This is a genomic window from Baekduia sp. Peel2402, assembly GCF_052567285.1.
This window is the reverse complement of record NZ_CP199582.1, coordinates 56,246-74,846: the sequence shown is the minus strand read 5'-3', so window position 1 is coordinate 74,846 and position 18,601 is coordinate 56,246. Positions and strand designations below refer to the sequence as shown.

The following is an 18,601-nucleotide window of genomic DNA, read 5'->3' as shown; positions in this document are numbered from 1 at the left end:
TCAGGCGGTGCTGCGGCGCCACGGCATCGCGACGCGTTCGGCAAGCAGCGCGGCGAGGTAGAACGCGAGCCCCAAGGCGATCGCCGCGCAGACGATCGCCCAGGCGCGCGGGTACGCCGACGCCGCGGCGGCTGAGGTGATGGCCGGACCCAGACCCTTTTGCAGGCCACCGAAGTACTCGGACACGACGGCCGCGATCACGGCCGCCGACGAGGCGATGCGCAGCCCCGTGAAGAAGAACGGCAACGCCGCCGGGAGCCGGACGACGCGCATCGTCGTCCACGGGCCGGCCGCGTAGCTGTGCATCAGCTCCGCGTGCGTCGGCTCGATCTGGCGCAGGCCCCGCAGCGTGTTGACGAAGACCGGGAAGAACACCGCGATCGCGACGACCAGCCGCCGCGGGATCGTGGAGGTCGACGCGAACATGGTGTTGAAGATCGGCGTGAGCGCGACGATCGGGATCGCGGCCACCGCGCCGGCCAGCGGCGTCAGCAGCTCGTCCAGCGCGCGCAGGCGCGACGCCAGCAGCGCGGCGGCCAGACCGCAGAAGAGCCCGACCGCCAGGCCGACGAGCGCGTTCTGCGCCGTGGCCCAGGTCGCCGTCCAGATGACGTCGTGGTGGTCGCGCAGCTGCTCCCAGATCACCGACGGCTTGGGCAAGACGTAGGGCTTGACGTCGCGCGCGTCGACGAACCACTCCCACAGCGCGAGGAACGCGACGCCGAAGACCAGCGGCGGGAGGACGGCGGCGAGGATCGAACGGGCGCGCGTCACGCCGCCGCCCTCCGCCCCCGCAGCGCCTCGCGCACATCGGTCACCGCCGCGAAGAACGCCTCGGCCTCGCGCACGTCCTCGTCGCGGGCGCCTAGGCCGATCTCCACCACGTCGGTGATCCGGCCGGGCCGCGGCGACATCACCACGACCCGCCCCGACAGGAACACGGCCTCGGGGATCGAGTGCGTGACGAACACGACCGCCGCACCGGTCTCGGCGCAGATCCGGATCAGCTCGGCCTGCATCCGCTCGCGCGTCATCTCGTCCAGCGCGCCGAACGGCTCGTCCATCAACAACAGCGCCGGGCGGCGCGCTAGCGCGCGGGCGATCGCCACGCGCTGCTGCATGCCGCCCGACAGCTGGCTCGGGCGGTGGTCGGCGAACTCCTCCAGGCCGACGAGCGCGAGCAGCTCGTCGGCGCGCCCGCGCCGCGCGGTCTTGTCGCTGCCGCCGAGCGCCAGCGGCAGCTCGACGTTGGCGCGCACCGTCCGCCACTCCAGGAGCCCCGCCTGCTGGAAGGCAATCCCGTAGTCCTGGTCCAACCGCGCCTGGCGCGCGGGCTTGCCGTTGACCAGCGCCTCGCCCTCGCTGGGCTCGATCAGGTCGCCGACGATCCGCAGGAGCGTGGACTTGCCGCAGCCGCTCGGGCCGATCAAGGACACGAACTCGCCCGGGGCGACGGTGAGGTCGACGCCGGTCAGCGCGACCGTCGCGCTGCCCTTCCCCCGCGCGGCGAACGTCTTGCCGACGCCGGTCAACTCGACCGCGTTGTTGGTGGTCTCGGTCATGCGATCACCTCCCCCTGCGGCTCGAAGCGCCGCAGCGCCAGGTCCAGCGTCGACACCAGCCCGACCGCGATCAGCCCCATCGCCGCCGCCCCCACGATCGGGGCGTACACCTTGGCCGGATCGCCCGTCGCCTGCTGGGCGTAGGAGATGATCAGCCGCCCGATCCCGCCGGGCAACCCGGTGGAGATCTCGGCGACGATCGCGCCGATCACCGCCGCCGCGGCGGCCAGGCGCAACGCCGGGACGAGGTAGGGCACGCACGACGGCAGCCGCAGGCGCAGCAGCGTCGCCCACCAGCCGGCCGCGTAAGACGACATCAACTCCAACTGCGTGGCGGTCGGCGACTCCAGGCCGCGCAGCGCCCCGATCGCTACCGGGAAGAACGCCAGGTAAGCGGAGATCACCGACACCGACATCCACGGCGTCCAGTCCAGCCCCAAGAGCGTGAGGTTGCCCGACCACCCGTAGACCAGCGGCGCCAGCGCGATCAGCGGCACGGTCTGCGACAGCACCACGTAGGGCAGCAGCGCGCGCTCGACGATCCGGGCGCGCTGCATCGCCAAGGCCAGCAGGAACCCGACCACGACGCCCGCCGCAAAGCCTGCTGCCGCCAGGCGCAAGGAGTACCACAACGCGCTCAACACGGAGGACAACACCGTCGAGCCGCCGGCCGATCCCGCGACCTCCTGCTTGCCGAACACGCCCACGATCTCGCTGAGGTGCGGCATCGACGCGTCGTCGCTGCGCGGCAGCAGCAGCGCGCCGCCGACCGTCACACCGTCGTCGGGGATGACCAGCTTGTAGGCCTCCCAGAGCACGCACAGCAGCACGAGCGCAAGCAGGATCATCGCCGGCCGGCGCAGGGTCGGGACGCGGCCGGCCGCGATCACCGCTTCGCCGCCTCCCGCGTGTTGACCTGCGGGATGACCTTCTCGCCGTAGGAGCGCAGCGTGCCGTCCTTGTCGTCGTGCTGGAGGTAGAGCGCGAACTGGTCGACGCCGAGCGCGCGCAGCTCGTCCAGCCGCTCGACGTGCGCCTCGGGCGGCCCGATCAGGCAGAAGCGATCGATGACCTCGTCGGGCACGAACGACGTGTGGGCGTTGCCCGCGCGGCCGTGCTCGTTGTAGTCGTAGGACTCGCGGCCCTTGATGTAGTCGGTCAGCGCGGCCGGGACCGCGGCGCCGCCGTCGCCGTAGCGCGCGACGATGTCCGCGACGTGGTTGCCGACCATCCCGCCGAACCAGCGGCACTGGTCACGCCCGTGGGCGAGGCCGGCATCGGTGCCGTCCGTGACGTACGCAGGCGCCGCCACGCACATGGTGATGCTGTCCGGATCGCGCCCTGCCGCCTCGGCGGCGCTGCGGACCGCGGCGATCGACCACTCGACGATCGCCGGGTCGGCGAGCTGCAGGATGAAGCCGTCGCCGACCTCGCCGGTCAAGGCCAATGCCTTGGGTCCGTACGCCGCCACCCAGATCGGCAGCTCGCAGTCGGGCGCCCACGGAAGCCTGAGCTTCGCGCCCTTGTAGTCGACCTCCTCGCCGTTGGTCAGCCCGCGGATGACCGCGATCGACTCCTTCATGTCGGCGAGCTTCACCGGCGAGCCGTTGATCACACGCACGGCGGAGTCGCCGCGGCCCATGCCGCAGATCGTCCGGTTCCCGTACATCTCGTTCAGCGTCGCGAACGTCGAGGCGGTCACCGTCCAGTCGCGCGTGGCGGGGTTGGTGACCATCGGGCCGACGACGAGCTTGTGGGTCTCGTTGAGGATCCGCGAGTAGATGACGTAGGGCTCCTCCCACAGCAGGTGGGAGTCGAACGTCCACGCGTGGCTGAACCCGTAGGTCTCGGCGCGCTTGGCAAGGTCGATGACGCGCGTGGCAGGCGGGTCGGTCTGAAGGACGACGCCGAAGTCCATCAGGCCGCCACCCCTTCGAGGCCACCGGCGGCAACCAAGGCGATGGTCTTCTCCACCGTCTCGCCGTAAGCGGCGATCGCGGCGGTCAGTGCCTCCGTCGACGAGTCCTCCACCTCGGTGTGCGAGATCGGCGGATCGGACTGGGCGAAGATCATCACCGTGGGCACGAGGCGCCCGATCTCGGTTGCGTCGTGCAGCGGCCCGGACGGGATCGGCTCCCCGCCGCCGGTGGCCTCGCGCGCGATCTCAACCAACTTGGGATGAAACGGCGTCGGCGTCGCGCCGAAGACGCGCCGCGGCTCCACGGTGCAGTCAAACGCCGCGGCCGCACGCTCGCACGCGTCGAGGCACTCGGCCAACATGGTGGCCAACGTGTCGGCGTCGAGGTGGCGGAGGTCGAGCATCATCTCGCTCTCCCCCGCGATCGCCGTGATCACCGCGGGCTTGGAGTTGATCGCCCCGACGGTCGTGACGCCGTCGTGGCGGATGCCGACCTCGCGGATCTCCAGCGCCGCCGTGGCCGCCGCCGCCAGCGTGTCGCGCCGCAGCCGCATCGGCGTCGAGCCCGCGTGCGCGGACTGGCCGCCGAAGGTGATCAGGTAACGCTCGTCGCCGACCGTGCCGGCCACGGCGGACGCCAGTCGGCCGCTGTCCAGCAGGACCGGGCCCTGCTCGATGTGCAGCTCGAGGTACGCGCGAGCGCCGTCCAGCCGCGAGCGCGCCGCGCCCGCGCCGTCCAGGTCGACCCCGACCGAGGCCATCGCGTCTTGCAAGGTCACGCCATCGGCGTCGAGCAGCCCGCGGACGTCGTCCGGATCGAGCGTGCCCGCCACGGCGCTGCTGCCGACCAGGGAGCGCCCGAAGCGCGCGCCCTCCTCGTCGGCCCAGTCCACCAGCTTGACCGTGACCGGCGGCGGTGCGTCAGCCGCCGCCAACGTCCGCGCGACCTCCAACGCGGCCAGCAGCCCGAGGCAGCCATCCAGCCAGCCGCCGGACGGGACCGCGTCGATGTGGGAGCCGACGATGACGAAGCCGTCGGCCGTGCCGTCGCCGTCCAGCGTCGCCCAGAGGTTGCCGGCCTCGTCGCGCTCGACGCTCAGCCTGTCGATCTCCTCCAGCTTGCCCAGCAGCCACTCGCGCGCCGCGGTCCAGTCGGCGCTCCACGCCAATCGCTTCGCCCCCGCGTGCTCGCCGCCGGACGCCGCCGCCAGCTCGTGCAGGTCTGCAAGCACCCGCTCGGGATCGATCATGCGCGCACCTCGCGCGCCACGAACTTGCCGTGGCCCGGCGTCGAGACGATCTCGCCGTTGTCGTACACCATGGTCCCGCGGCAGAGCGTGTGCCGGACGGAGCCCGACGCGGTCTCGCCCTCGTAGAGGTCGTAGTCCACGTTCATGAACGACGTGTGCGTGCCGTAGTCGCGCGGCGCGTTGGGGTCGAACACGGCGATGTCGGCGTCCTTGCCCGGCGCGATCGCGCCCTTGGAAGCCAGGCCGAAGCGGCGCGCGATCGTCGTCGAGGTGCGGTCGACGAGCTGCGACGGCGTGATCCGCCCGGCGACGACGCCCTCGTCCCACAGCTTGGCCAGGCGGTGCTGGATCACCGGCAGCCCGTTGGGCACCAGGCTGAAGTCGTCCAGCCCGCGCGCCTTCTGCTCGTCGGTGAACGGGCAGTGGTCGGTCGAGACCGACTCCAGGATCCCGCGGCGCAGGTAGTCCCACAGCGGGTCGTGGTTGGACTCGGCGCGCAGCGGCGGCGAGCAGATGTAGCGACAGCCCTCGACGCCGGGCTTGCGCAGGTCCTCGACGGTGTTGACGAGGTACTGCGTGCAGGTCTCGCCCGCGACCGGGACGCCGCGCTGCTGGGCGGCCTGGATCTCGGCCGCGGCCGCGTCGCAGGTGACGTGCACGACGAACAGCGGCGCGCCGGTGAACTCGCTCAGCCGCGCGGCGCGCGAGGTCGCCTCGGCTTCCACGAACTCCGGACGCGTCAAGGCGTGGTGGATCGCGTTGGTCTGCCCGGCGTGCAGCGCGCGCTTGACCATGATGTCGACCACGTCGCCGTTCTCGGCGTGGACCATCGTCAGCGCGCCGAGGTCGCGGGCGCGCTCCATGCACGCGACCATCGCGTCGTCGCGCGTCATCAGCTCGCCCTTGTAGGCCATGAACAGCTTGAACGACGCGACGCCCTGCTCAACGACCGCGGCCATGTCGTCGATCGTCGCCTCGTTGGCGTTGGTGATCGCCATGTGGAAGCCGTAGTCGACGTGCGCGGCACCCTCGGCGCGGCCCTGCCACTCGGCCAGCGCGGAGCGCAGCTGGTCGGGCTCGCGCTGGATCGAGAAGTCGACCAGGCACGTGACGCCGCCGGCCGCGGCGGCCTGCGTGCCCGTGTTGTAGTCGTCGGACGACATCATCCCCATGAAGGGCATGCTCAAGTGCGTGTGGTTGTCGATCAGCCCCGGCAGCACGTAACAGCCGGAGACGTCGAGCACGGTCGCGCCCTCCGGCGCGGTGACGTCGCCGACCGCGGCGACCTTCTCCCCCACGATCAAGACGTCGGCGTCGTACTCGCCGTCCGCGCTGACGACCTTCCCGCCCTGCAGCAGCGTGACCCTGTCGGTGCTCATGCCTTGGTCCTCCAGTCGGTGAGAGCGATGTGCGCGTCGCTCAGCACATCCGCGACGCGATCCACGAGCAGGTCGAGGATCGCACGGTCGCTGATGAGCGGTGGGGCGAGGTGCAGGCAGGCGTCACCGCGGTCGTCGGCGCGGGTGACGATCCCGGCCTCCATGAGGCGGGCGGGCAGGTACTCGCGCAGCAGGAACTCGCGCTCGGGCGCGGTCAGGCGGGTGTCGTCGCGGGTCTCGTCGACCAGCTCCAGCGCCCAGAAGAAGCCGGCGCCGCGAGCGTCGCCGACGAGCGGCAGGGTCGCTTGCAGGTCGTTCAGGCGCGACGCCAGGTACGGCTCCATCGCGCGGACGTTCTCGAGGATCCCCTCGCGCTCGAAGATCTCCAGGTTGCGCAGCGAGATCGCGGCGGCCAGCGGGTGGCCGGCGAACGTGATGCCGTGCATCAGCGTGCGCTTGGGGTCGTCGTAGAGCGGCGCGACGACGCGGTCGCTGGCGATCACCGCGCCCATCGGCGCGTAGGCGGAGGTGATGCCCTTGGCGGTGGTGACGAGGTCGGGCGCGCCGCCGAAGCGGGTCGAGCCGAGCCAGTCGCCGAGGCGGCCGAAGCCACAGATGACCTCGTCGGCGACGAGCAGGATCCCGTGCCGGTCCGCGATCGCGCGTAGGCCGGGCCAGTAGCCGCTCGGCGGGACGAGGCAGCCGCCGGCGTTCTGGACGGGCTCGGCGATGATCATCGCGACCTCGTCGGGGCCGGCGGCCTGGACGGCGTCCTCGACCTCTTGGAGAAGACGGGCGCAGAACGCGTCCTCGTCCTCCCCGTCTTGGAGACCGCGGTACATGTTGGTGTTGCTGACGTGGGTGACGTCGACGGCCGGCGGGCCGAACTGCTCCTTGTAGCCCGGGACGCCGGTGAAGCTGAGGGCCCCGAGCGTGACGCCGTGGTAAGCGCGGTCGCGGGCGATCGCCTTGACGCGCTGCGGCTCGCCGTTGGCCGCGTGGAACATCCGCACCAACTTCCACGCCGACTCCACCGACTCGCTGCCGCCGTTGGTGAAGAACACGTGGTTGAGGTCGCCGGGCATCAGCTCGGCGATCTTGGTGGACAACTCGATCGCGGCCGGGTGCGCGGAGCCCCAGATCGTGGTGAACGCGAGGTCGTTGAGCGCTGCGGCGGCGACCTGGCCCATCTCCTCGCCGAAGCTGTGGCCGAGTTGGCTGCAGAACAGCCCGGAGAGCGCGTCGAGGTAGCGGTTGCCGTGCTCGTCGAAGACGAACGGGCCTTCACCGCGCTCGATCACGAGCGGCGGCGCGGCGGCTCCGTTGCGGGCGAAGTGCAGCAGCAGGTGGTCGCGGGCGGCGGCCTGGCTGGGGGTCTCGGCGACGAGCATCGTGTCGGTGCGCATCCTTCGTTGTGGACGGTGGGCGCGGCAAGCGTCCCGGTGTCCACTCAGGGTCGCCGGCCGTGGACGTTTTGTCACCTCGGTCGAGCCGGTATGGACCGTCTTCAGCGCCCTGCGGACGTACGCTTGGACGGCATGTCCAGGTTCCCGTCCGAGCCGCCGATGACCGTCGAGGCCGCGCTGCGGCTCCCGGCGCTGCGGCGCGGGGCGCCTGAGGTCCTGGCCGGCGCCGATCAGCTCGACCGGACGGTGCGGTGGGCGCACTCGTGCGAGGCGCGGCACATCCCGGGGCTGTTGGAGGGCGACGAGCTGCTGCTGATGACCGGGATGGGCCTGGCCGGCGGGCCGGTGGAGCAGCGGGCGTTCGTGCGCGATCTCGTCGCGCGGCGGGTGGCCGCGCTGGTGATCGAGCTGGGGCACGTGTTCACCGTGTTGCCCGCGGCGCTGGTGCAGGAGGCGCGGCGCCAGCGGCTGCCGCTGGTCGCGCTGCACGCCGAGGTGCCGTTCGTCGAGGTCACGCGGCAGATGCACACGGCGATCCTGTCGCGGCAGCTGACCGTCGAGCGCCGCGTCGCGGACCTGCACGGCGCGCTGACGACGATGCTGCTGGACGGCGCGGGCGTCCCGGCGATCTTGGGGGCTTTGGCACGCGCGATCGGCAACCCGGTGGTGTTGGAGCGCGGCGGCGACGTCGTCTTCCACGCCGCGGGCGGCGCGCAGGCCGACGAGCTGCTGGCGCGCTGGGAGCTCGCGCGCGGGCGGCTGGAGGACGGCGAGCCGGTCGCGGCGTGGGCTGACGTGGGCGCCGCGGGCGGACGCGAGTGGGGTCGTGTCGTCGTGCTGCCCGCCGAGCGGCCGCTGGACGCGCTGGCGTGGTCGGCGGTCGGGCGGGTCGCGCCGCTGCTGGCGCTGGCGCTGGCGCGCACCGGCGAGGAGCAGGTACTGGAGTCGCGCGAGCGCGGCAACTTCCTGGCCGACGTGATCGCGGGCCGTCTCGCGGTCGAGGACATGCCGGGGCGCGCCGTGCGGCTGGGCCTGGCTGCGGGCGCCCGGATGCTGCCGGTCGTGGCCGCGCCCTCTGGAGACCGGGGCGCCGCCGCGCCGCGCGCCGTCGTCGCCGCGCTGCGCGACGTCCGCGAAACGCTGCGCTCCTGGGGCATCGGCGGCCTGATCGGCGTCCGGCCCGAGGAGGACGTGGTGATGTTGATGTCCTTGCCCGCCGGGATGCTGCGAGCGACCGCGGTCGACCATGTTGTAGGTGCTCTGCGCGCGGTCGGCACGCGCCTGACGATCGCCGCCGGCCCGGTCGTCGAGGCCTGGGCCGACGTGCCGTCGGCGTTGCGCGCCGCCGCCGAGACCGCCGAGACGATGCGCGACGCCCCACCTCGCGCTTGGCACGACGCGACCATCGCCGACGTCGAGCGCCTGCTCTGGGGCCTACGCGACGACGACCGCGTCTCCGCCTTCGCCCGCCAACGACTCGCGCCGCTCATCGCTCACGACAGCCGCGGCACCGCCCCGCTCCTCCCCACCCTCACCGCCCTCTGCGAGCACGGCTGGCACAAGGCCAACGCGGCGCAGTCGCTCACCATCCAACGCCAGACGCTCTACTCCCGCCTCTCACGGCTGTCCCGCCTGCTCGACGCCGACCTCGACGACCCACCGACGCGCCTAGGCCTCGAGCTCGCCGTCCGCACGCTGCAGCCGGCCTGACCAACCGAAGAGCCAGCGCTCCACCACGCCGACCGCTGCGGGCACGGCCGCCGTAGAGACGTCAGCGGTCAACGCCCACCGCCCGACTCCGACGACGACAAGCGCTCCGGCCGCCGCGGGGAGGAGGAAGAGGACGAAGTCTTCCAACGACTCGGACTTCGGTGTCAGGAATTTCGGAACCGCCATAGCCGTCACCTCGCGTGAAATTCCGCGGCACCGCGGAAAACGAAGAAACGGTGTCTACAACGACCCTCACAGATGGGGTCTCAAAATCCTAGGGGCCCGGTGCCGGACCGATAAGAGAGCCGCTGATTTCGGGAAACGGTAGCACTCGCTCTGGCGAGGACCGCTACACCACGCGGCCTGACCAGGGGATCCGCGCGACCGCCGTCGGGAGCTTGGCGGCCAGGATGCCGCCGACGAGCGCGGTCAGGACCGCGACGCCGTTGCCGCCGAGGCGGACCGACGAGAGCATGCCCTCGGTGGCTTCGTCATGCCGCGCGAGCGTCGCCAGCAGCGAGTCGATGATCGCGCGCTGATCGAGCGCGACGCCGTGGAACGGCGGACCCCACTTGTTGGCGTGGTCGGTGAGCGACTGGTAGATCGGGCGGCGCTCCAGCGCCCAGGCGGTGAGGTCGGCGACCACGACGGCGCCGAGCCCCAAGGGCAGCGCGGCCGCTCGGCGCGCGTCGGCGTCGGCCTCGCGCAACCCGATCACGAACGCGACCGGCAGCGCCAGCGCGTCCGCGCCGGCATCGCTCGATCCGGGTCGTCTCGTGGTGAATAGTTCGCCATTAGGCGACCCGGATGCCCACGCGTCGTCGGCGGCGCGGGCGATGCGGGTCGCCTCGCCGGTCGGGCCGACGTCGTCGAGCAGGCGGCGGCGTGTGATGGTCCGCGGCGCGGCGCCGACCCACGGCACACCGAGGGCGTCGCCGAGCGCGAAGGCTTCTAGAGCAGGGCTTGCCACACGTAGTAGCCGGTGACCGCGGTGAACATGATGGCGTCGAGGCGGTCCAGCGCGCCGCCGTGGGCGCCGAAGAGCGTGCCGGTGTCCTTCGTGCCGGCGTCGCGCTTGAGGTAGGACTCGAAGAGGTCGCCGATCGGCGCGGCTATGGCGATCGCCACGCCGAGGATCGCGCCGTTCTGCCCGCCGAGCCAAGGCTGGCTGAGGCCTGCCCACCAGACGGCGGCGGTGCCGAGCAGGACGCCGATCAGCAGCCCCTCGACGGTCTTGTTGGGGCTTATGGTCGGCGCGAGCTTGCGCTGCCCGAAGGCCCGGCCGCCGAGGTAGGCACCGGTGTCGCCGACGAAGGTCCCCAACAACACCGCGAAGACCAGGCCCCCGCCGTGGTCGAGATCGCGAAGCAGCACGGCGTGCGCCAGCGCCAGGCCGATCCACGCCAGCCCGAGGATCGTCACGCTGATCCCCGGCGCCCCGCCGCCACCCGGCTGGTTGACGGCCACGACGAACGTCAGCGGCAGGCAGGCCAAGAACACCAGCAACACGGTCTCGCGGTCGCCGAGGTGCGCCGCGACCAACAGCCCCAACAACCCGATGAAGCCCGCAAAGCGCGCGGGCCGCGCGCGGCCGAACATCGAGAACAGCTCGTGCAGGCAGACCAGGCCGAGCGCGGCGACCCCGACCAAGAACACGTAGTCGCCCAGGGCGACCATGGCGAGCGCGACCGCCAGCGCCGGGATCGCGACCAGCACGCGCGCGCCCAGGTCCGACCCGCCGCTGCGGCGTGCCCGCGGCGCCTCGCCACGCCCACGACGCTGCACCGGTCGCCGCCGTGGCTGGGGCATGTCGCTCAGCGCCCCCCGAAGCGCCGTGTGCGCTCCTGATACTCGTTCAGCGACGCCTCGAACGCCTCGCGCGAGAAGTCCGGCCACAGCTCGTCGCGGAACACCCACTCGCTGTACGCCGCCTGCCAGAGCAGGAAGTTCGACGTGCGCTGCTCGCCGCTGGTCCGGATCACGAGATCAGGATCGTGCATCTCGGGGGCGTACAACAACTTGCGGAACGCCTCCTCGCCGCCTTCGCCGTCAAAGCGCGCCGCCGCATCGAGGATCTCCGCGCGCCCGCCGTAGTTGAAGGCGATGAACAACGTGATCGTGTCGTTCTGCGCCGTCTCGGCCTCGGCCCAGTCCATCTGCTCCAGCAACGCGCCCGCCACGCGGTCGCGCCGTCCGATGAACCGCATCCGGACGCCTTCAGCCTTCAGCTCGGGCGTCTCGCCGATGATCCGTTCGGAGAACATCCGCATCAGCGCGGTGACCTCCTCGGCGCTGCGCGACCAGTTCTCGGTGGAGAACGAGTAGACCGTCAGCTCCTTGACGCCCAGCTCGACGGCGTCGCGCAATCGCGCCTTGACGACGTCGGCACCCGCCTTGTGGCCCTCGGCCACCGGCAGATCGCGCGATTGGGCCCAGCGCCCGTTGCCATCGGTGATGATCGCGACGTATTGGGCCCTGCCGTCGGGGCCGCTCACACCTCGAGGATCTCTTCCTCTTTGCCCTTCAGCAGGGCGTCGAGGTCGGCGATCTTGGCGTCGGTCAGCTTCTGCAGCTCCTGCTCGCCCCGACGCTCGTCATCAGCGCCGACGTCGCCGTCGTCCTTCAAGGACTTGAGGTCCTGCATGATGTCGCGCCGCACGTTGCGGATCGAGATGCGGCCGTCCTCGGCGATCCGGCCGGCGACCTTGACGAGGTCGCGGCGGCGCTCCTCGTTGAGCTCGGGAACCGACAGGCGGATGATCTTGCCGTCGTTGCTCGGCGTGAGCCCGACGTCGGACTCCATGATCGCCTTCTCGATGATCTTGATCGACGTCGCGTCGTAGGGCTGCACCGTGATCAGGCGCGCCTCGGGCACGTTGATCGTCGCCAGCTGCTTGAGCGGCGTGACCGCGCCGTAGTAGTCGACGTTGACGCGGTCGAGGATCGTCGGGCTCGCGCGGCCGGTCCGGACGGTCTGGAACTGGTTGTGGGTCGCCTGGACGGACGCGTCCATCCGCTCGCGTGCCTCGCCCAACAGTTCGTCGATCAGCTCGCTCATGACTCTCCCGCCTCCGGCTTTACGAGGGTCCCGACCCTCTCGCCGGACACTATCCGCTCGATGTTCTGCTCGTCGTCCATGTTGAAGACGTGGATCGGCAGCCGGTTCTCCATGCAGAGCGTGAGCGCCGTGGCGTCCATCACCCGCAGTCCGCGCTGCAGCGCCTCCATGTGCGTGATCTCGGGGATCAGCATCGCGTCGGGGTCCTCGCGCGGGTCCGCGGTGTAGACGCCCTCGACGCCGTTCTTGGCCATCAAGATGGCCTCCGCGTGGATCTCGACCGCGCGCAGCGCCGCCGCGGTGTCGGTCGTGAAGAACGGGTTGCCGGTGCCCGCCGCGAAGATCACGACGCGGCCCTTCTCGAGGTGGCGCATCGCGCGACGCCGGATGTAGGGCTCGGCGACCTCCTCGATCTTGATCGCGCTCTGCACGCGCGTCTTGACGCCCTGGGACTCCAGGGCGTCCTGCAACGGCAGCGCGTTGAGGACCGTCGCCAGCATCCCCATGTAGTCGGCGGTCGCGCGGTCCATGCCGGCAGCCGCGCCCTTCATGCCGCGGTAGATGTTGCCGGCGCCGACGACGATGGCGATCTCGACGCCCAGGTCGTGGACGCCCTTGATCGCCGCCGCGACGGCGCGGACACGCTCCGGATCGGTGCCGTAGTCGCGGGAGCCCATAAGGGACTCCCCCGACAGCTTCAGCATGATCCGCTGGAAGACAGGCTCAGGCACGGCCCGCGATCCTAATGGAGGCGCGGGCCGCCTGGCGTGGCGTCACTACTCGCCGACGGCGAAGCGGACGAAGCGCTTGATGACGACGTTCTCGCCGGTCTTGGCGGAGAGGTCGGCGCGCAGCTGCTCGATCGTCTTGCCGTCGTGCTTGTCGCCGTTGACGTGCTCCTGGTCGAGCAGGACGACGTCCTTGTACCAGGCCTTGAGCTTGCCCTCGACGATCTTGGGCCGGATGTTGTCCGGCTTGTCGGCGACCTGCTGCTCGAAGACGCGGGCCTCGGCGTCCTTGTCGGCCTGCGGGATCTCGTCCTCGTTGACGTACTTCGTCTGCGGCGAGGCCGCGATGTGCAGCGCGAGGTCCTTGGCGAAGTCGATGAAGTCGTCGTTCTTGGCGACGAAGTCGGTGTTGCACTCGACCTGGACGAGCACGCCGACCTTGCCGGTGGCGTGCACGTAGGCCTGGACGGTGCCCTCAGACGTCTCGCGACCGGCGAGCTTGCCGATCTTGTTGCCCATCTTGACGCGCAAGATCTCCTCGGCCTTGCCGGCGTCGCCGCCGGCCTCGGTGAGGGCGTTCTTGCAGTCCATCATGCCGGCGCCCGTCTTCTCGCGAAGGGCCTTGACGTCGGCGGCGCTGATCGTGGTGCTCACGGGTGTGTGCTCCGTTCGAAAAGGGTTTGACTTAGCTGGCGGGCGCGTCGGTGCCCTGGACAGCGTCCGTGACCGGGGTCTCCACCGTGGAGGCGGGGTCCGGGGTCTGGTCCTGCGCGGTCGGGGCCGGCGAACCGGCGACCTCGTCCTGGTTGGCCTTCGGCGCCGCGGCGGCGGCCTGGGCGGCCTGCTCGGCGGCAGCGGCCTCGGCGGCTGCCTGGCGCTTGGCGGCCTCCTCGGCGTCGCGGCGGGCCTGATCCTCGGCCTGACGGGCCGCGGCGGCCTCCTGCTCGCGCTGGACGCGGGCCTCCTCGGCGGCCTTCCACTGGCCTGCGCCGACGGAGATCGCGTTGCCCAGGGCACGCGTGATCACGTCGCACGAGCGAATCGCGTCGTCGTTGCCCGGGATGACGAAGTCGATGCCGTCCGGGTCGCAGTTGGTGTCGACGAGGCCGATCAGCGGGATCCGCAGGCGCTGGGCCTCACGCACGCCGATGAGCTCGGTCTTGAGGTCGACGACGAAGATCGCGTCGGGCGTGCGCGTCATGTTCTTGACGCCGCCCAGGTTCGCGCGCAGCTTGGCGAGGTCGGCCTCGGCGGACAGACGCTCGCGCGTCGGCAGCAGCGCCAGCTGGCCGTCGCCCTCGTAGCGCTCCAGGTCGTGAAGGCGCTTGATCCGCTGGTTGATCGTCTGGAAGTTCGTCAGCAGGCCACCGAGCCAACGGTGGTTGATGTGCGGCATGCCGCAGGCCTCGGCGACGTCCTTGACGGAGTCGCGCGCCTGCTTCTTGGTGCCGACGAACAGGACCGTGCCGCCGCGGGCGGACAAGTCGGTGACGAACTCCTGGGCCTGACGCAGCAGGCGCTCGGTCTGGAGCAGGTCGATGATGTAGATGCCCCCGCGCTCGCCCCAGATGAAGCGACGCATCTTGGGGTTCCAGCGACGGGTCTGATGGCCGAAGTGAACTCCGGCCTCCAGCAGCTCGCGAATGCCGACGTCGGTCGACGCAGCCATGGAGGGTCTCCTTTGGGTGGTGCTTACGGACTGGTAGCCCACCGGCCGGAGCGCGGGACCTGGACTCGAATTGCCCAGGCAGGACCGCGTTCCGCTGTGACCCGGTGGGGTCGAAGGAACTGGTTGAGCCTTCAGGATAGACGAGAGCCGCGGCCGTCTGCCGTCCGGCGCGCGACCGCGATGCTTGGATGATGATGCGCTGATGCGTTAGCATCAATTGTATGCGCACGACCCTCGAGCTGGATGACGACGTCATCGCCGCGGCGCGCGAGCTGGCGGCGAGCGAGCAACGCTCGCTCGGGTCGGTGGTCTCCGAGCTGGCGCGGCGCGGGCTGACGCCGGCGCAGGTGACCGTGGACGGTGACCTACCGGTGATCCGTGTCCCCCACGACTCCCCGGTGATCACGTCCGAGATGGTCCGCCGCGCGCTCGACGAGGACTGAGCGCGGCACCGTGCACTTGCTCGACGTCAACGTCCTCGTGGCGCTGGCCTGGGACTCGCATGTCCACCACGCCCACGCGCGGAAGTGGTTCCACGATCAGGCCGGCGACGGCTGGGCGACGTGCCCGATCACCGAGAGCGGGTTCGTGCGGGTGTCGTCCAACCCGAAGGTCCTGCCGCACCCGCTGCAGCCGCGCGACGCGCGCCGCGTCCTGGTCGGGCTGCGCCAGGCCGGTGCGCATCGGTTCATCGCCGACGACGTCTCGCTGACCGACCGCGACGTCCCGCACATCAGCGGACACCGGCAGGTCACCGACGTCCACCTACTCGTGCTCGCCCGGCGCGCCGGGGCGCGGCTGTTGACGTTCGACAAGGGCGTGGCGAAGCTCGGCCGCGGCGACGTCACGCTGCTCGGCGCTCTCTTCTAGCTAGGCGCCGGCGCGGGCGCGGTCGAGCGCGGCGGCGAGGTCCGGCGGCAGCGGCGACTCAACCGCGATCGGCGCGCCGGTGATCGGGTGGGTGAAGGCGAGGCGCTGGGCGTGGAGGAACTGGCGGGTGAGGTCGAGGACGCCGGCGTGGCCGTACTCGGGGTCGCCGGCGACGGGCAGGCGGATGGCCTCCAGGTGCACGCGGATCTGGTGGGTGCGGCCGGTTTCCAGCGTGACCTTGAGCAGCGTGAAGCGCGGGAGGGCCTCGACGACCTCGAAGTGGGTGCGGGCGTCGCGCGGCGTGTCGGTGTCGGTGGAGTGCTTGGTGCGGTGGCGGCGGTCGCGGCCGATCGGCGCGTCGATCGTGCCGGAGCGTGAGGGCGGGCGGCCTTCGACGAGCGCCGCGTACTCGCGGATGATCTCGCGCTGCTGGAGCGCCTCTTTCAGCGCGGCGTGAACCGCGTCGGACTTCGCGACCACGAGCAGGCCGGAGGTGTCGCGGTCTAGGCGGTGGACCAGGCCGGCGCGCCAGCCGTCCTCCCCGCCCGCCGCGGTTCCTTCGAGCGCCTGCGCGAGCGTCCCGGTCAGGTGGCCCTTGGACGGGTGCACGACGACGCCCGCGGGCTTGTCGACCACCAGCAGGTGCTCGTCCTCGTACGGGACGGCGTACTCGACGCCCGCGGCGACGTCGGTGGGCGCGGGCGGCGGCGCGTCGGCGGCCTCGTCGACCTCGACGACGTCGCCCTCGACGACCTTGACCCGCTTGGCCGCGGCGACCTGCCCGTTGACCGTGACCGCGCCCGCGTCGATCAGCCGCGCGGCGCGTGATCGCGAGCCGAGCGGCTCGGCCAGCAACGCGTCCAGGCGCGCGCCGGCGTCATCCGGTCCGGCCGTCAGCCGCATCGCGCGCCTCGCCCTCGCTCTCGCTCGCGCTGTCCTGCTGCTCGATGACCCACAGGAGCACGATCACGCCGACGGTGATCGCGATGTCCGCCACGTTGAACGCCGGCCACGCCGGGAGCTTGACGAAGTCGGTGACCGCGCCATCGCGGACTCGGTCGATGATGTTGCCGATCGACCCGCCGAGCAGCATGCCCGTCGGCAGCCACACCAACCGCTTGTCCATGTGGGTGAAGAAGTAGAACAACAGCGCGGCCAGCGCGGCGGCGACCAAAGCCACCACGATGATCCCGCCGCCGCTGAACGCGCCGAACGCCACGCCGGAGTTGCGCACGTGGACGAGAGACACGCCCGGCAGGATCGAGTCCTCGTCCCCGATGTCGATGCCGCCGCGCACGAGCGCCTTGGTGAGCTGGTCCAGCGCCACGACGACGACCAGGACAAGGCTGGCACGCGCGAGCGTCCGGCCGTGGCCAGACGCGCCGGTCACTGCCCGATCGCGGCGTCGACGACCTCGCCGAGGACGATCAGCACGATGATCGCGACCATCGGGCTTAGGTCCAGCGGGCCGAGCGGCGGGATGAACCGGCGGAAGATCGCGAGGTACGGCTCGGTGACGTCGCGCAGGAAGTCGAGGATCGCCCGCGACCAGCGCGAGTACGGGATCCGCCCACCCACGTTGAAGTACATCGACGTGAAGATGTAGGCGATGATGATGATGATGTAGACGGCGATCAGCGCCGAGATGAAATCAGCGATCTGACCGCCGACGGACGCGAAGATCATGAGCGCACTCCGAGGACGGCATCCAGGGCGTCGTGGAACGCCGCGCGGACGCCGCCGCGCTCTAGCGCCGCCAGCCCGCGCGCCGTCGAACCGCCCGGCGAGGTGACCTCGCGGCGCACCGCGAGCGTGTCGTTGCCGCGGGCGCGCAGCAGCGCGGCCGTTCCGGCGAAGGTCTGGACCACCATCTCGGCGGCCTTGTCCGGCGGCAGGCCGTGACGGACGCCCGCGTCGACCTGCGCCTCGGCCAGCAGCGCGACGTAGGCGGGGGCGTTGGACATCATCCCCATCGCGACGTCGACGAGGCCGTCGGCGACCTCGACCAGCAACCCCAACTCGGCGAAGAGCGCGGGGACGTCGTGGTCCAGCCGCGTGTCCTGGTGGCCGTCGGCGGCGCGGACGACGACGCCCTGGCGCAGCTCGACCGGCGTGTTGGGCAGGAAGCGGTAGACGGGCCGGTCCGGATAAGCGGCCTTGAGGTCGGTCAGCGAGACGCCGCCGAGGATCGAGGCAATTGCCTTGGCGTGCGGGCCGATCTGCTCGGCGACCTCGGCGAGCTGCGGCGGCTTGTGCGCGAGCACGACGAGGTCGGCCTTCTGCGCGAGCGCGACGTTGTCCGCCACGACCTCGCCGCCCAACTCGGCGACCAGCGCCTCGGCGACCTCCGTGCGCGGATCGGCCGCGAGCACGGGCCGTCCCCAACCGCGCGCGAGACCGCGCGCCATGTTCCCCGCACCGATGAAGCCGACCTGCATACGGGGCGACACTGTAGTCGGCGGAGCGGCAGTGCGCCCGCGCCGACTAGCTCTGGTTGAAGAAGCCCTTCTCGATCAGCTGCGCGCGCTCTTCGGCCGAGATCTCGACGTTGCGCGGCGTGAGCATGAAGACGCGGTCGGCGACGCGCTGCATGCCGCCGTCGAGCGCGTAGGTGAGGCCGGAGGCGAAGTCGATCAGGCGCTTGGACAGGTCGGTGTCGGTCGACTGGAGGTTCAGGACGACAGGGATGTCGTCCTTGAACTTGTCGGCGACCTGCTGGGCGTCGTTGAAGGACTTGGGGATGACGAGGTGGAGTTTGACCGAGCCGCCGTTGCGGGCCTTGGCCGGCGCGGCGCCGCCACCGATCGGGCGCAGGTTCGCGCGGGTCGGCGGCTCGTCGTCGGCGAAGATGTCGTCGAACTCGTCGCGACGACGACGCGAGCTGATGCGGCGCACGTTCGGGCGCTCCCGGTACTCGGGCTCCGGGTCGGGCTCGCGATCGCGTCCACGGTCCCGGTAATCGTCGTCTTCGTCGTCGGCGTAGGTGTCGCGCTCTTCGGCCAAGCCGAAGTACACGAGCGCCTTATGCCAGCTGTCGCTCACGGCCACGGT

22 protein-coding genes are annotated in these 18,601 nt (G+C 71.2%); 3 read left to right on the top strand and 19 right to left on the bottom strand.

Annotated features, from left to right (window positions below):
• Genes ACT01A_RS00405 through ACT01A_RS00375 form a run of 7 tightly spaced genes read right to left on the bottom strand, consistent with a single transcriptional unit; the run spans nucleotide 1 to nucleotide 7,515 of the window.
• The gene (locus ACT01A_RS00405) at nucleotides 1-774 is read right to left on the bottom strand and encodes an ABC transporter permease (protein WP_445150257.1); all 774 of its coding nucleotides are present in this window, start codon (nucleotides 772-774) and stop codon (nucleotides 1-3) included.
• Complete coding sequence (locus tag ACT01A_RS00400; protein ID WP_445150256.1) at nucleotides 771-1,562, bottom strand: ABC transporter ATP-binding protein; 792 nt, start codon at nucleotides 1,560-1,562, stop codon at nucleotides 771-773. The genes ACT01A_RS00405 and ACT01A_RS00400 overlap by 4 nt, the downstream gene beginning before the upstream one ends.
• Nucleotides 1,559-2,452, bottom strand: a complete 894-nt coding sequence (locus ACT01A_RS00395) for an ABC transporter permease (protein ID WP_445150255.1) — start codon at nucleotides 2,450-2,452, stop codon at nucleotides 1,559-1,561. Before ACT01A_RS00395 ends, ACT01A_RS00400 begins: the two co-directional genes overlap by 4 nt.
• Nucleotides 2,449-3,480: a TIGR03842 family LLM class F420-dependent oxidoreductase gene (locus ACT01A_RS00390; protein ID WP_445150254.1), complete on the bottom strand. Its 1,032-nt coding sequence runs from the start codon at nucleotides 3,478-3,480 to the stop codon at nucleotides 2,449-2,451. The genes ACT01A_RS00395 and ACT01A_RS00390 overlap by 4 nt, the downstream gene beginning before the upstream one ends.
• Nucleotides 3,480-4,730 (bottom strand): Zn-dependent hydrolase, encoded by a 1,251-nt coding sequence (locus tag ACT01A_RS00385; protein ID WP_445150253.1) that lies wholly within the window; start codon nucleotides 4,728-4,730, stop codon nucleotides 3,480-3,482. Before ACT01A_RS00385 ends, ACT01A_RS00390 begins: the two co-directional genes overlap by 1 nt.
• Nucleotides 4,727-6,109: a dihydropyrimidinase gene (gene hydA / locus ACT01A_RS00380; RefSeq protein WP_445150252.1), complete on the bottom strand. Its 1,383-nt coding sequence runs from the start codon at nucleotides 6,107-6,109 to the stop codon at nucleotides 4,727-4,729. The genes ACT01A_RS00385 and hydA overlap by 4 nt, the downstream gene beginning before the upstream one ends.
• Nucleotides 6,106-7,515 (bottom strand): aspartate aminotransferase family protein, encoded by a 1,410-nt coding sequence (locus ACT01A_RS00375; RefSeq protein ID WP_445150251.1) that lies wholly within the window; start codon nucleotides 7,513-7,515, stop codon nucleotides 6,106-6,108. The genes hydA and ACT01A_RS00375 overlap by 4 nt, the downstream gene beginning before the upstream one ends.
• 132 nt (nucleotides 7,516-7,647) lie before the next feature.
• Between ACT01A_RS00375 and ACT01A_RS00370 the strand changes: the two genes are divergently transcribed.
• Nucleotides 7,648-9,225, top strand: coding sequence for a PucR family transcriptional regulator (locus ACT01A_RS00370; RefSeq protein WP_445150250.1), 1,578 nt, complete (start codon nucleotides 7,648-7,650; stop codon nucleotides 9,223-9,225).
• 349 nt (nucleotides 9,226-9,574) lie between these two features.
• On the opposite strand, the gene ACT01A_RS00365 is transcribed toward ACT01A_RS00370, so the two are convergent.
• Genes ACT01A_RS00365 through rpsB form a run of 7 tightly spaced genes read right to left on the bottom strand, consistent with a single transcriptional unit; the run spans nucleotide 9,575 to nucleotide 14,680 of the window.
• The gene (locus tag ACT01A_RS00365; RefSeq protein ID WP_445150249.1) at nucleotides 9,575-10,195 is read right to left on the bottom strand and encodes a hypothetical protein; all 621 of its coding nucleotides are present in this window, start codon (nucleotides 10,193-10,195) and stop codon (nucleotides 9,575-9,577) included.
• The gene (locus ACT01A_RS00360) at nucleotides 10,177-11,034 is read right to left on the bottom strand and encodes a phosphatidate cytidylyltransferase (protein ID WP_445150248.1); all 858 of its coding nucleotides are present in this window, start codon (nucleotides 11,032-11,034) and stop codon (nucleotides 10,177-10,179) included. Before ACT01A_RS00360 ends, ACT01A_RS00365 begins: the two co-directional genes overlap by 19 nt.
• Nucleotides 11,035-11,039: 5 nt before the next feature.
• Complete coding sequence (gene uppS / locus ACT01A_RS00355) at nucleotides 11,040-11,720, bottom strand: polyprenyl diphosphate synthase (RefSeq protein ID WP_445150247.1); 681 nt, start codon at nucleotides 11,718-11,720, stop codon at nucleotides 11,040-11,042.
• The gene (gene frr, locus ACT01A_RS00350) at nucleotides 11,717-12,274 is read right to left on the bottom strand and encodes a ribosome recycling factor (protein WP_445152874.1); all 558 of its coding nucleotides are present in this window, start codon (nucleotides 12,272-12,274) and stop codon (nucleotides 11,717-11,719) included. Before frr ends, uppS begins: the two co-directional genes overlap by 4 nt.
• Before the next feature lie 5 nt (nucleotides 12,275-12,279).
• Nucleotides 12,280-13,014: a UMP kinase gene (gene pyrH / locus ACT01A_RS00345; protein ID WP_445150246.1), complete on the bottom strand. Its 735-nt coding sequence runs from the start codon at nucleotides 13,012-13,014 to the stop codon at nucleotides 12,280-12,282.
• Between the two features lie 45 nt (nucleotides 13,015-13,059).
• Nucleotides 13,060-13,665, bottom strand: coding sequence for an elongation factor Ts (tsf, locus tag ACT01A_RS00340; protein ID WP_445150245.1), 606 nt, complete (start codon nucleotides 13,663-13,665; stop codon nucleotides 13,060-13,062).
• 31 nt (nucleotides 13,666-13,696) lie between these two features.
• Entirely contained in the window at nucleotides 13,697-14,680 is a 984-nt protein-coding gene (rpsB, locus tag ACT01A_RS00335) for a 30S ribosomal protein S2 (protein WP_445150244.1), read from the bottom strand.
• Nucleotides 14,681-14,901: 221 nt separating this feature from the next.
• On the opposite strand from rpsB, the gene ACT01A_RS00330 reads away from it, so the two are divergent.
• The gene (locus tag ACT01A_RS00330; RefSeq protein WP_445150243.1) at nucleotides 14,902-15,123 is read left to right on the top strand and encodes an antitoxin; all 222 of its coding nucleotides are present in this window, start codon (nucleotides 14,902-14,904) and stop codon (nucleotides 15,121-15,123) included.
• 10 nt (nucleotides 15,124-15,133) lie between these two features.
• Nucleotides 15,134-15,550, top strand: a complete 417-nt coding sequence (locus ACT01A_RS00325) for a TA system VapC family ribonuclease toxin (RefSeq protein WP_445150242.1) — start codon at nucleotides 15,134-15,136, stop codon at nucleotides 15,548-15,550.
• Here the strand turns inward: ACT01A_RS00325 and ACT01A_RS00320 are convergent, their stop codons facing one another.
• From ACT01A_RS00320 to ACT01A_RS00300, 5 genes are read right to left on the bottom strand one after another with little or no spacing between them, the layout of a single operon-like run.
• Nucleotides 15,551-16,453 carry an RluA family pseudouridine synthase gene (locus tag ACT01A_RS00320; RefSeq protein ID WP_445150241.1) on the bottom strand — a complete coding sequence of 301 codons (903 nt, stop codon included), beginning with the start codon at nucleotides 16,451-16,453 and terminating at the stop codon, nucleotides 15,551-15,553.
• On the bottom strand, nucleotides 16,428-16,940 hold the full coding sequence (gene lspA, locus ACT01A_RS00315) for a signal peptidase II (protein ID WP_445150240.1): 513 nt from the start codon (nucleotides 16,938-16,940) through the stop codon (nucleotides 16,428-16,430). Before lspA ends, ACT01A_RS00320 begins: the two co-directional genes overlap by 26 nt.
• A complete protein-coding gene (locus ACT01A_RS00310) occupies nucleotides 16,937-17,236 on the bottom strand; it encodes a YggT family protein (RefSeq protein WP_445150239.1) in 300 nt (99 codons plus the stop codon). The genes lspA and ACT01A_RS00310 overlap by 4 nt, the downstream gene beginning before the upstream one ends.
• Nucleotides 17,233-17,988: a pyrroline-5-carboxylate reductase family protein gene (locus ACT01A_RS00305; RefSeq protein WP_445150238.1), complete on the bottom strand. Its 756-nt coding sequence runs from the start codon at nucleotides 17,986-17,988 to the stop codon at nucleotides 17,233-17,235. The genes ACT01A_RS00310 and ACT01A_RS00305 overlap by 4 nt, the downstream gene beginning before the upstream one ends.
• A gap of 46 nt (nucleotides 17,989-18,034) precedes the next feature.
• Entirely contained in the window at nucleotides 18,035-18,592 is a 558-nt protein-coding gene (locus tag ACT01A_RS00300; RefSeq protein ID WP_445150237.1) for a cell division protein SepF, read from the bottom strand.
• Between the last annotated feature and the right edge of the window lie 9 nt (nucleotides 18,593-18,601).

Excerpts from the sequence above, each read along its gene's own strand:
- ACT01A_RS00400 (WP_445150256.1), bottom strand. The coding sequence starts at position 1,562 with ATGACCGAGACCACCAACAACGCGGTCGAGTTGACCGGCGTCGGCAAG.
- ACT01A_RS00390 (WP_445150254.1), bottom strand. The coding sequence starts at position 3,480 with ATGGACTTCGGCGTCGTCCTTCAGACCGACCCGCCTGCCACGCGCGTC.
- ACT01A_RS00385 (WP_445150253.1), bottom strand. The coding sequence starts at position 4,730 with ATGATCGATCCCGAGCGGGTGCTTGCAGACCTGCACGAGCTGGCGGCG.
- hydA (WP_445150252.1), bottom strand. The coding sequence starts at position 6,109 with ATGAGCACCGACAGGGTCACGCTGCTGCAGGGCGGGAAGGTCGTCAGC.
- ACT01A_RS00375 (WP_445150251.1), bottom strand. The coding sequence starts at position 7,515 with ATGCGCACCGACACGATGCTCGTCGCCGAGACCCCCAGCCAGGCCGCC.
- ACT01A_RS00370 (WP_445150250.1), top strand. The coding sequence starts at position 7,648 with ATGTCCAGGTTCCCGTCCGAGCCGCCGATGACCGTCGAGGCCGCGCTG.
- ACT01A_RS00360 (WP_445150248.1), bottom strand. The coding sequence starts at position 11,034 with ATGCCCCAGCCACGGCGGCGACCGGTGCAGCGTCGTGGGCGTGGCGAG.
- rpsB (WP_445150244.1), bottom strand. The coding sequence starts at position 14,680 with ATGGCTGCGTCGACCGACGTCGGCATTCGCGAGCTGCTGGAGGCCGGA.
- ACT01A_RS00330 (WP_445150243.1), top strand. The coding sequence starts at position 14,902 with ATGCGCACGACCCTCGAGCTGGATGACGACGTCATCGCCGCGGCGCGC.
- ACT01A_RS00320 (WP_445150241.1), bottom strand. The coding sequence starts at position 16,453 with ATGCGGCTGACGGCCGGACCGGATGACGCCGGCGCGCGCCTGGACGCG.
- ACT01A_RS00310 (WP_445150239.1), bottom strand. The coding sequence starts at position 17,236 with ATGATCTTCGCGTCCGTCGGCGGTCAGATCGCTGATTTCATCTCGGCG.
- ACT01A_RS00305 (WP_445150238.1), bottom strand. The coding sequence starts at position 17,988 with ATGCAGGTCGGCTTCATCGGTGCGGGGAACATGGCGCGCGGTCTCGCG.